General features: G+C 38.3%; 9 protein-coding genes. 8 read left to right on the forward strand and 1 reads right to left on the reverse strand.

The features are described 5' to 3' along the window. The first annotated feature begins 34 nt into the window (after positions 1-34). From FNB79_RS09475 to FNB79_RS09510, 8 genes are all read left to right on the forward strand, one after another. Positions 35-3,781, forward strand: a complete 3,747-nt coding sequence (locus FNB79_RS09475; RefSeq protein ID WP_143381085.1) for an efflux RND transporter permease subunit — start codon at positions 35-37, stop codon at positions 3,779-3,781. Next, positions 3,771-5,024, forward strand: coding sequence for a TolC family protein (locus tag FNB79_RS09480; protein WP_246073256.1), 1,254 nt, complete (start codon positions 3,771-3,773; stop codon positions 5,022-5,024). Before FNB79_RS09475 ends, FNB79_RS09480 begins: the two co-directional genes overlap by 11 nt. Before the next feature lie 25 nt (positions 5,025-5,049). After that, positions 5,050-5,574 (forward strand): DUF3347 domain-containing protein, encoded by a 525-nt coding sequence (locus tag FNB79_RS09485; RefSeq protein WP_143381086.1) that lies wholly within the window; start codon positions 5,050-5,052, stop codon positions 5,572-5,574. A gap of 68 nt (positions 5,575-5,642) precedes the next feature. After that, positions 5,643-6,206, forward strand: coding sequence for a helix-turn-helix domain-containing protein (locus tag FNB79_RS09490; protein WP_143381087.1), 564 nt, complete (start codon positions 5,643-5,645; stop codon positions 6,204-6,206). 68 nt (positions 6,207-6,274) lie between these two features. Beyond that, a complete protein-coding gene (locus tag FNB79_RS09495; RefSeq protein ID WP_143381088.1) occupies positions 6,275-9,058 on the forward strand; it encodes a heavy metal translocating P-type ATPase in 2,784 nt (927 codons plus the stop codon). Positions 9,059-9,070: 12 nt separating this feature from the next. Continuing rightward, entirely contained in the window at positions 9,071-9,559 is a 489-nt protein-coding gene (locus FNB79_RS09500) for a DUF305 domain-containing protein (protein ID WP_143381089.1), read from the forward strand. Then, complete coding sequence (locus FNB79_RS09505; protein ID WP_143381090.1) at positions 9,552-11,312, forward strand: efflux RND transporter periplasmic adaptor subunit; 1,761 nt, start codon at positions 9,552-9,554, stop codon at positions 11,310-11,312. Before FNB79_RS09500 ends, FNB79_RS09505 begins: the two co-directional genes overlap by 8 nt. Before the next feature lie 161 nt (positions 11,313-11,473). Next, complete coding sequence (locus tag FNB79_RS09510; RefSeq protein ID WP_143381091.1) at positions 11,474-11,734, forward strand: heavy-metal-associated domain-containing protein; 261 nt, start codon at positions 11,474-11,476, stop codon at positions 11,732-11,734. Between the two features lie 59 nt (positions 11,735-11,793). Here the strand turns inward: FNB79_RS09510 and FNB79_RS09515 are convergent, their stop codons facing one another. Beyond that, a complete protein-coding gene (locus FNB79_RS09515) occupies positions 11,794-12,231 on the reverse strand; it encodes a hypothetical protein (protein ID WP_143381092.1) in 438 nt (145 codons plus the stop codon). Positions 12,232-12,304 lie beyond the last annotated feature (73 nt).

Here is a 12,304-nt window from a genome sequence, read left to right on the forward strand (position 1 = left end):
CCATTACCTATGTTTAATTGTTTATAAATGAATCATGCTGAATAGAAGCATAAAATTTTTAATTGCACATAAGTTTGTCGCCGTACTATTACTTGTTCTGTTAATAGGATGGGGCGTCGTGCATTCGCCATTTGGCTGGGATACAGGCCTATTGCCTAGTGATCCGGTAGCTGTAGATGCCATTCCAGATATAGGAGAAAATCAACAAATTGTTTACACGACTTGGGAGGGGCGTTCGCCTCAAGATATTGAAGACCAAATTACTTACCCACTCACTACAACTTTATTGGGGATTCCGGGCGTGAAAACCATACGAAGTTCGTCTATGTTTGGCGTGTCTAGTATTTACATCATTTTTGAGGAAGATGTAGAGTTTTATTGGAGTAGGAGTCGCATTTTAGAAAAATTAAATGCCTTACCTAACGGGATATTACCTGCAGAAGTAAACCCTGCCTTAGGTCCTGATGCCACGGGATTGGGACAGTTGTTTTGGTATACCTTAGAAGGTCGTGACAAGGATGGTAATGTTACTGGGGGTTGGAACCTTCAAGAGTTACGAAGTACACAAGACTATTTTGTGAAATACGGTTTATCTTCGGCAAGTGGTGTTTCCGAAGTGGCATCTATAGGTGGGTATGTGCAGGAATATCAGGTAGATGTGAATCCTGAACTGATGAAACAGTACGGCATTACCTTACAGCAAGTGGTTAAAGCTATTAAAGGTACCAATCAAGATATAGGGGCGCAAACTATTGAAATTAACCGGGCTGAATATTTAGTAAGAGGGTTGGGGTATGTAAAATCTATAGCAGACTTAGAGCAGACTGTAGTGGCGGCACAAGCCTTTACATCCATTCGTATAAAAGATATTGCTCAAGTTGTTTTAGGACCAGAAGCGCGACGCGGCATTTTAGATAAAGAAGGCGCAGAAGTCGTTGGGGGTGTGGTTGTAGCCAGATATGGCGCTAACCCCATGGAGGTAATCACCAATGTAAAAGCAAAAATTGCAGAACTACATAAGGGCTTGCCTTCTAAAGTATTGGCAGATGGTACGGTGTCTCAACTTACTATAGTTCCGTTTTACGACCGCTCTGTTTTAATTAAAGAAACCTTGCATACCTTAGACGAAGCTCTCACCTTAGAGGTGCTCATTACCATATTGGTGGTTGTGGTTATGGTGTTTAATTTAAGAGCATCGCTCCTCATTTCAGGCTTGCTTCCTGTAGCCGTATTAATGGTATTTATAGCCATGAAATATGTAAATGTAAGTGCTAACATTGTAGCCTTATCTGGAATTGCTATTGCTATTGGGACTATGGTTGATGTTGGAGTGATTTTGACTGAAAATATTATCAGACATCTTGATGACAACCATGACAATAAACCCATAAACGATGTGGTGTATCAGGCCTCTACAGAAATCTCTGGAGCCATTCTTACTGCAGTAGCCACAACAATAATAAGTTTTTTACCAGTATTTACTATGTTGGGAGCAGAAGGCAAATTGTTTAGACCTTTAGCATTTACCAAAACCATGGCCTTACTAGCCGCTGTAGGGGTTGCCCTGTTTTTGATTCCGCCATTTGCAGCATTTTTATTCCGAAAACGAAAGCTTAAAACAGAGTTTACAGCAGTCTTAAATAGTCTGCTAATGGGCTTGGGTGTGTGGGCTGTGTTTTGTGGGTTTATGGTGGGATTATTACTGGTGGTTTTTGGTATTGTAGCTCTTTTAAAACTAAAATTTAAATGGTCTGATACACGTATACTTACCATTAAGAATGTGAGTGTTGCCATTACCATTGTTTTTATGTTGGCCGAGTATTGGAGACCGTTAGGTGTGAGTAAAAGTATATTTACCAACCTAATTTTTGTGGCTGTAATTTGTTTTGGATTACTTGGTGTATTCTGGTTGTTTAGACGGTATTATACCCAGCTATTACACTGGGCATTGCAATATAAACTCCTGTTTTTAATCTTCCCAACCACGCTGGTGGTGTTTGGATTTATTATAATGAAAAATACAGGTAAAGAATTTATGCCTGCTTTAAACGAGGGGACCTTTTTACTCATGCCCACCTCGATGCCACATGCCGGAGTGACCGAAAATAAACGGGTGCTGCAACACTTAGATATGGCTGTAGCAAGTATTCCGGAAGTAGAAACGGTAGTTGGGAAAGCAGGACGAACCGAATCGGCTTTAGACCCAGCGCCTCTATCCATGTATGAAAATATTATACAATACAAACCCGAGTATGTATTGAATGAAGCTGGAGAACGGCAGCGCTATCGGGTGAATGCCAAGGGTTATTTTGTAATGAAAGATGGCCGGTTTATAAAAAATGTAAATACAACTGCGGGAAACGAAGCGGTTGCATCTGGCGTATTATTGTCTACAGAACTTAAGGTTGAAGCGCAACAACTAATCGCTGATGAAGCTGGTGCGTTTTATAGAAACTGGCGACCAGAAATTAAATCGGCTGACGATATTTGGGCGGCTATCATTTCAAAAACCAACCTTCCAGGAGTCACTTCTGCACCTAAATTACAACCTATAGAAACCCGATTGGTGATGTTGCAAACAGGTATGCGTGCACCTATGGGGATAAAAATTAAAGGGCAGGATTTAGAACAAATTGAAGCCTTTGGTAAACTGCTAGAACCCATCTTAAAAACAGCTGAAGGTGTAAAAGCAGATGCTGTTTTTGCCGACCGTATAGTTGGGAAACCCTATATTTTAATTGATATTAATCGTGAGCAATTGGCGCGTTATGGCCTATCTCTAGCTACGGTTCAAGATGAACTTAAAGTAGCTGTTGGCGGTATGGTGCTTACTCAAACTATAGAAGGTCGTGAACGTTATGGGGTTCGGGTGCGTTATCCGCGAGAGTTACGAGCTACCCCAGACGATTTAAATTCCATTTATATTCCTGTTGCACAAGGTAACCCTATACCATTAAGTGAATTGGCTACAATCCGCTATGAACAAGGTCCGCAAGTTATAAAAAGTGAAGATACGTTTTTAGTAGGCTATGTTCTGTTTGATAAATTAGATGGCTATGCCGAAGTTAATGTGGTAGAAACTGCACAGGACCTTATACAAGATAAAATTGATAAAGGAGAGTTGGTGGTCCCTAAAGGCATTACCTATCAGTTTACAGGAACTTATGAAAATCAATTGCGTGCCGAGAAGACGTTACGTATAGTGGTGCCATTGGCCTTAGCTATAATTTTTCTGATTCTTTACTTTCAATTTAAATCTGTGTCCACCACTCTCATGGTGTTTACTGGTATAGCAGTAGCCTTTGCAGGAGGCTTTATTATGATGTGGTTCTATGGGCAGGACTGGTTTTTAAACTTTAGTGTGTTTGGCGAACATTTGCGGACAGTATTTCAGATGCATCCCATCAATTTAAGTGTAGCCGTTTGGGTAGGCTTTATTGCATTGTTTGGTATTGCTACAGACGACGGTGTGGTTATGGCAACGTATCTAACTCAGACATTTAAAAAAGAGAAGCCTCAAAACATACAAAGTATTCGTCGGGCAGCAATTCAGGCAGCAGACAAACGTATTCGTCCGTGTTTAATGACAACAGCCACAACAATTTTAGCGTTGTTACCAGTATTAACGGCAACAGGACGCGGTAGTGATATTATGATACCGATGTCTATTCCTGCATTTGGAGGGATGCTCATAGATATAACCTCTTATTTTATTGTACCTGTATTATACAGCTGGAAACAAGAATTACTATGGAAGAAAAACAAAAATCATGAACACTAAACAGATGAAAACAACTATAAAATATAAGGTTGCATGCAGTATTGTTTTGGGGTGTTTTATAGGGTGTATTCCAAAGCTTGTCGCCCAAGATTTACAAACGTTAATTCAGTTGGGGTTAGAAGATAATCCAGGAATTAATACCGCCGATTTGCAATACCAAATAGCTTCAGAACGCGTAAATGAAGCTAACGCTTTGCCAGATACAGAATTTGGATTGGGATATTTTGTAAGCGAACCTGAAACACGAACAGGACCTCAAAAGTTTAAAGTCTCGGTCAACCAGATGTTGCCATGGTTTGGAGCAATTACAGCACGTGAGAATTATGCAACGGCACTCGCAGATGCAGAATATGAACAGCTTGCAATTGCCCAACGTCAATTGGTGATGTCTATTTCTCAGAAATACTATAAATTATGGGCTAATCAAGAAACCCAACACGTTATGTTGGCTCAAAACGACATTTTAAACCAGTATAAAACACTGGCGTTAACTCGTGTAGAAGTGGGGCAAGCTACAGCAGTAGATGTGCTAAAATTGGAAATGCGAGCAAACGATATTTTAGAACGGCTAGCCATTTTAAAACAAGAATATTTAGCCTTGCAAACAGCGCTTAATATGGATTTAAATCGCCAGAAAACAATAGACATTACAGTCACTTCAGATTTAAAAATTCCAGACCAAGAGCATTTAGATGAGGTAGAAATTACGAATTTGCATCCCGAATTATTACAGTATGATAAGTTGTATGAATCTGTAGAACACTCCGACCAATTGATAGCGAAATCTCGAGCGCCAAGCATTGGTTTTGGAGTAGATTATATTGCGATAGAAAAACGGCAAGAGTATGTTGTCGATAATGGAAAGGACGTTTTAATGCCCATGTTGTCGGTGTCTATTCCTATATTTCAATCAAAATACAAATCTAAAAGTGTTCAAAATAAAATTCAAAAAGAAGCCTATCGTACTCAAAAAGTAGAACGAAAAAATAAACTGATTGCTTTGTTAGACACTGCAGAAAAAAATAGAACTGCGGCTAAAATTAGTTTTAATACACAAACTAAAAATTTAGAACAAGCCAAATATGCGCAAGATATACTAATAAAAAGTTATGAAACAGGAGGCATAGATTTTAATGATGTTTTAGATATTCAGGAGTTGCAGTTGCAATATGACATTAAACGTATTGAGGCCATCACCTCCTATTATCAAAACCAAACTATAATTAATTATATTACACAATAAACAATAGAACTTAAGTATTTAAATTATGACACACGTAAAACAAATTATCAGTACAACCGTATTAGGAATCGTATTACTAACAGCAGCTTCTTGTAAACAAGACCCCAAGAAAACCGAAACACATGCAGCAGAAAGTGCAACAGCAACGGTACAAGCTTCTCCAGAATTTAAGGATGCAACTGTTGCAGAAACATTTACACAGTATTTACAATTAAAAGATGCATTGGTACAAACAGATGCTGCGGCAGCTAAAAAGGCAGCCGAAGGTCTGGCAAGTACCACAGCTAATGATAGCATTAAGTCCTTAGCCACAGCAATAGCTGCCGCTAACGATATAGCCCAACAACGCGAGCAGTTTTCAGCCTTAACCACAACCTTAAAACCAGTACTAGTCGCAAATTTATCAGCAGGAGAAGTGTACGAACAACATTGCCCGATGGCTTTAAATGGCGGAGCTAACTGGTTTGCGGTAGAACAGCAAATTAACAATCCGTATTATGGCGATAAAATGTTACGTTGCGGCTTGGTGCAAGAGACCTTAAAGTTATAAAACAAGCGTTTCTAATATTAAGAAGCGTGGGCAGCTACGATTGGTAATTTAGTAAGACAATAAAGACTATGATGCAACAGCTTTACATTAAAAATATGGTATGCGACCGCTGTAAAACCTCTGTAAAACAGGTGTTGGAAGCACTTCATGTGCCTGTGCATGCTGTACATTTAGGGCAGGTGTATGTGGAGCAGATAAACCCTAATACATATGCGTTGCTAGATGAAAGGCTTAATGCCTTGGGATTTGAGTTGATTGCTGATGAAGATGATGTACTTATTGAACAGATTAAAACGCTACTCATTAAAAATTTAGAAGCAAAAACACCTTTGCACTTGAAAACTTCCGACATGTTAACTCAGTCCATACCTAAAACATATTCGGTATTAAGTAAACTATTTAGCAAGCGTATGGGCATTACCATAGAGAAATATGTTATTCAGTTAAAAATTGAAAAAGTGAAAGAGTACTTGCAACTTGGGCAGTTACAATTTTCGGAAATCGCAGATAGTTTGGGGTATACCAGTAGCAGTCATTTGGCAAATCAGTTTAAATCCGTAACCGGAATGTCTATGAGCGATTATAAGGCTTTAGAAGATTGGGACCGTAAAACCATTGACAAAATTATATAAGTATTGTCCATAATAATGCAATAGGAGTTGGTGATTAAATGGTAATTTTGTAGTCTAATATAAAGAGAATGAAACATATATATAACATATCTGGAATGACCTGTAATGGCTGTCGTGGCCATGTGGAGACTATATTGTCTAATGTGGAAGGCGTGACTAAAGCCGAAGTGAATTTAGAACGCGCTGAAGCGATACTTACAATGAAAACGCATATCCCCTTAGAAACATTTCAACAAGCTTTAGAAGCCGATGGCGGACGTTATGGTATAGACCAATCGCCACGCACGCCTACAAACGAAATGGAAACAGATGGAGATGCAACGTCCTATTGTGCTTCAACTACAGCGCATGCTAAAACACAGACTACAACGTATCAGGTACATGGGATGACGTGTAACGGTTGTCGAGCTCATGTAGAAACGATTTTAAATCAAGTTGAAGGGGTTAAACACGCAGCAGTAGATTTAGAAACATCTGAAGCAACTATTACTGCTGAAAATCCAATACCTATAGAAACGTTTCAACATGCCTTAAAAGCCGATGGCGATACCTATACCTTGCATCCGTTAGGTACACCCAAGGCTAAATTGCCAACAAAAAAAGCTAAAGCTACTGGTGCAGGTACATATTATTGTCCTATGCATTGTGAAGGAGATAAAACGTATGATACACCTGGAGACTGCCCAGTGTGCGGGATGGATTTGGTAAAGGAACAAACAGCATCTCCCACTAAAACCCAATATACTTGCCCGATGCATCCAGAAGTGGTGCACGATACACCTGGAGATTGTCCCATATGCGGGATGGATTTAGTCCCTATGGCACCCGAACCGTCGGCAGAAGAACACACGTATAATACTCTGGTTAACAAATTAAAAATAGCCACTGTATTTACCATTCCAATTTTTATAATTACAATGTCTGATATGCTTCCTAATAATCCGTTATACCAAATTCTACCACTAAAAATGTGGAATTGGGTACAGTTTGCCTTATCGATTCCGGTGGTGTTTTATGCCACGTGGATGTTTTTTGAGCGGGCTTTTAGAAGTGTAAAAACAGGACACCTCAATATGTTTACACTTATTGGTATAGGTGCGGGTATTGCCTGGTTATTTAGTGTGTTTGGGTTGTTATTTCCAGCAGTAATTCCCACTCAGTTTAAAACAGATTCAGGTACGGTACATGTGTATTTTGAAGCTGCTACAGTAATACTTACCTTGGTATTAATGGGGCAAGTCTTAGAAGCTCGGGCACACAGTAAAACCAATGATGCCATAAAGGCCTTATTAAATCTAGCACCAAACGAGGCCACACGTGTAGTAGATGGAAAAGATGAGGTTGTTGCAATAGACATTATACAAGAAGGTGATCTATTACGTGTGAAGCCAGGCGGTAAAATTCCGGTAGATGGACATGTTCAAGAGGGGGTAAGTACCGTAGACGAATCTATGATTACTGGCGAACCTGTTCCTGTAACAAAACAGCAAGGCGATGCGGTAAGTGCCGGAACAATAAACGGTAAACAATCCTTTTTAATGCGTGCAGAAAAGGTGGGTAACGATACCTTATTATCTCAAATTATAGAACTGGTAAATACTGCCAGCCGTAGTCAAGCTCCTATTCAGAAATTAGCCGATAAAATATCTGGGTATTTTGTGCCAGTAGTGGTCGGTATTGCAGTGCTAACTTTTATATTATGGGCTGTATTCGGGCCAGAGCCAAGGTATGCCTATGCGTTTGTAAATGCCATTGCTGTCCTCATTATAGCTTGTCCCTGTGCGTTAGGGTTAGCAACACCCATGTCTGTTATGGTAGGAATTGGAAAAGGTGCCCAACAGGGTGTGCTAATTAAAAATGCAGAAGCCTTGCAGCGTTTACATGCCGTAAATACATTAATTATTGATAAAACCGGAACTATTACAGAAGGGAAACCATCGGTAGAAGCGGTTCAGAGCGTTTCTGAATCTTTAGATGAGACGACCATATTGCAATATATAGCCTCTTTAAACACACATAGTGAACACCCCCTTGCCGAAGCGACCCTAGCTTATGCCCAATCAAAATCTGTAACTCTACGTCCTGTAACCGATTTTAACGCCATATCTGGACAAGGTGTTACGGGTATAATAGATAATACATTTATGGCTTTAGGGAATGCTAAACTTATGGAGACTACAAATGCTACGGTTCCTACAGCGTTAGAAACTACGGTAACAAAAGCCCAAAAACAAGGAAAAACAGTATCTTATTTAGCAGTGAATGGTGCTGCGGTGGGCTGTGTTATAATTACAGATAAAATAAAATTTACGAGTAAACAAACGCTTAAAACCTTACAAGATTCTGGAATAGACGTTTTAATGTTAACTGGAGACAATGAAGATACTGCCCGCGCTGTAGCCGAAGAATTAGGATTAGCCCATTATAAAGGTAGTATGTTGCCGCAAGATAAATTAGCGGAAGTAGAACGGTTGCAGGCTGAAGGTAACATTGTAGCTATGGCGGGCGATGGTGTTAATGATGCGCCTGCGTTAGCAAAAAGTAATGTGGGTATTGCTATGGGTACTGGAACAGACGTGGCTATAGAAAGTGCAGAAATTACATTAGTAAAAGGGGATTTACATGGTATTTTAAAAGCACGTCATTTAAGTACGGCTGTCATGAAAAATATTAAACAAAACCTTTTCTTTGCTTTAGTATATAATAGCGTTGGGGTGCCCATTGCTGCAGGTATTTTATATCCCATTTTTGGGCTATTATTATCACCAATGATTGCCGCTTTAGCAATGAGTTTTAGTTCAGTTTCTGTAATTGCAAATGCATTACGTTTACGAACGACCAACATAAATTAAAATTAAAAAATTATGGAACAGTTAAAGACATATTTTAAAGAGAATACATATTCACGCTTTTTTTTAATGCTTGGAGCATCCTTTATTTGCATGTATGTTACCATGTACTTAAATACATATGCGATAGCGCATGTATACTTTAGTTTAACACGGTTTTACATGACGTGTTTAGGCATTTCTACAATGGCTATAATTATGTTGTTGTTTATGCTAAACATGTATAAGAACAAGGCTAAGAACAGTGCTATAATTATAGGGAGCATCGTGCTTTTTATGACGGCATTAACTTTGGTAAGAATGCAAAAACCATTAGTTGGAGATTTACTGTGGTTAAGAGCAATGATTCCGCATCATTCTATTGCTATTTTAACTAGTGAACGTGCAGATATTCAAGACCCAGAAGTGAAACAATTGGCTGAAGATATAATTGAAACACAACGCAAAGAGATTGAAACTATGAAGCTTATGATTAAACGTCTTGAACAGCAACAAAATGACTAAGAATTTTTTATATCTCGGTTTAGCTTTGGTCGTGGGTATTGGCCTTGGATATTTGTTCTTTAGCCAGTCGTCGGCTACAGATTCTGAAGTATCTCACGAGCATAATCAGGATCATTTACTAGGTGCAGAACAACAATGGACCTGTGCCATGCATCCACAAATTGTAAGAACCGAGCCTGGAGATTGCCCAATATGTGGCATGTCACTTATTCCTCTACAGCTGGAGAGCGATCGTATCTCACCACAGCAGTTTCAATTAACAGCACATGCCGCTGCTTTGGCAAATATTGAAACGACTACAGTTGGTGAGACCTGGTCGGGTGCTGCTCAGTTACAATTGTCTGGAACTATAGCTGTAAATGAAGATGAGGTGTTTGTGCAACCTGCCCATTTTAATGGGCGTATAGAAAAACTTTATGTCACTTCTGTAGGTCAACATATTACAAAAGGCCAGTTAGTGGCAAAAATATATTCTCCAGCCTTAATTAGTGCACAACAGGAATTAATCACGGCTTATAAGCTACGGGCTTCGCAACCCGATTTATATCTCGCTGTACGAAAGAAGTTTAAAAATTGGATGATTCACGACACGCAATTGCAAGAGATTGAGCATTCGGGTAGGGTTATTAATCCGTTTAATATCTATGCGCATGTCTCTGGAACAGTCTCTGAAATTACAGTAAAAGAAGGCGACCACATAATGGATGGCAATGCAATTTTTAAAGTGGCCAATTTAAAGACGGTTTGGGCTGAATTTGATGCTTACGAAAATCAGCTTCGCGATGTGTCGGTTGGGCAGGACGTAACAATAGCTACAAAAGCATATCCTAACCAAACGCATACGTCTAAAATTGCATTTATAGATCCTATTTTAAATGCCAACACAAGAACGGTAGCAGTACGCGTGGTTTTGAATAATACTGATCAAAAATTTAAACCAGGCATGTTTGTCTCTGGAATTATTTCTAGAGCACAACAGGAACCTTCGGAACTGTTAAGTATTCCTGCATCGGCAGTGCTATGGACAGGTAAACGGTCGGTAGTGTATTTAAAAATGCGCAACGATACACCTGTTTTTGAAATGCGCGAAATAGAACTAGGAGCAAAAGTAGGCGAAAATTACGACGTGCTAAACGGATTGCATCGTGGCGATGTTGTAGTCACACATGGTACATTTACTGTAGATGCAGCCGCACAATTACAAGGAAAGCCGTCTATGATGAATAAGCAGATGGATTTAAAATCCGATTCAATAACTGTTATTGATACCAAAATACATACGGTGCAATCTTTTGATGCTGTTCCTATAGCTTTTCAAAAAGAACTGGAAACCTTCCTATATTCCTATATTAATTTAAAAGATAAATTGGTGGCAAGCGATTTGGAATTGGCAACTAAACAGGCAAAACAGCTTTGGGAGCAATTACAAGCTATAGAGGCTACGGCTCTGTCTGCTCATCCAAAAATGCAGGAGACGTGGTTAACATTATCTCATCAAATGAAAAATGATATGGTTGATATTCAAAATGTTAAAGCCTTGTCGGAATTGCGTTCACAATTTTCTGTATTAAGCTTAGATTTAAAACAGCTAATTGAAACTTTTGGAATTTCGGTTCAAGTGTATGTGCAATATTGCCCTATGGCTAACAAAAATAGAGGTGGATATTGGTTGAGTTTATCTGAAGATATTTTAAATCCGTATTATGGAGATCAAATGTTGAGCTGTGGCGAAAATGATAAAATACTAGGTTAAAAAAGGATAAATATTTGTTTTATAATAACATCCGTATTTCTTTAATAAGAATAATTCAATATTTAGTATAAACAAAATCTATGGTTAATGTGCTATTGTTTAAAAATTTTAATGTTTATTTGTGTCTGTTTTAATCACCTAATTAATTAAAAAATTAAATAATGGAAGTCTTATTAGATAATGTAATACCAGAGAATAACCCTCGAACTTTTACAACAAATGCTTCAGAACACAAGGATTTAATTAAAATAAAACAGGCTATAATGGCATTGGAAGGCGTAGAATCTGTAGAGTTTACGGATGTTGTTTTTCCAAAACAATTTATCGTATCGGTCTCCGAAATGATTGAAGTGAGATTTGTTGAAGAAGCCGTAAATGATTTGGGTTTTAATGCATTACCAAAAGAGTTTTTATCTTTCTAAATATAAAGAAAAGCTAGTAAAATTATTTACTAGCTTTTTTTTATAGGTGCTTGTAATGTTTATTTTAGACCGTAAAGTGTGACATCTGCAGTACCATTTAGGATTCCTTTAGTATCGTACCAAAATTCTATACTTCTTAATTTACGCTTGCCTCCAATTAGATCAATAATGCGACTTTCACCATTTTTAGGAATGGTAAAACGCGTTTCTACCTTTTGTGCAGTACCAGTTTCATAATTTACCACTAAACGGTGCATGTTTACTGGAGCGTCTTTGACTTTAAATTTAATTTTTCTATAAGAATCAAATGGGCCAGGGATATTAATTTTGTCGTGGTCTCCGGTGTGTTTTGCATGTGTAGTCCCGAGTTTTACCCAGCTTACAGCAGCGGTTTTATTAATAGGCCTTGTTTTTATGTTGCGTTGAGCTATAATATATTGTATGCTACATAAGCAGATAGCAAACATTACAACTAGCGTTTTTGTGGTTAGTTTCATATGAGTATTATTAATTATTAGCATTTAAAGATACTTAAAAACTATAATAAAAATATAGTTGTAATAAAATGTA

The organism is Formosa sediminum, from assembly GCF_007197735.1.
Lineage (GTDB): Bacteria > Bacteroidota > Bacteroidia > Flavobacteriales > Flavobacteriaceae > Formosa > Formosa sediminum.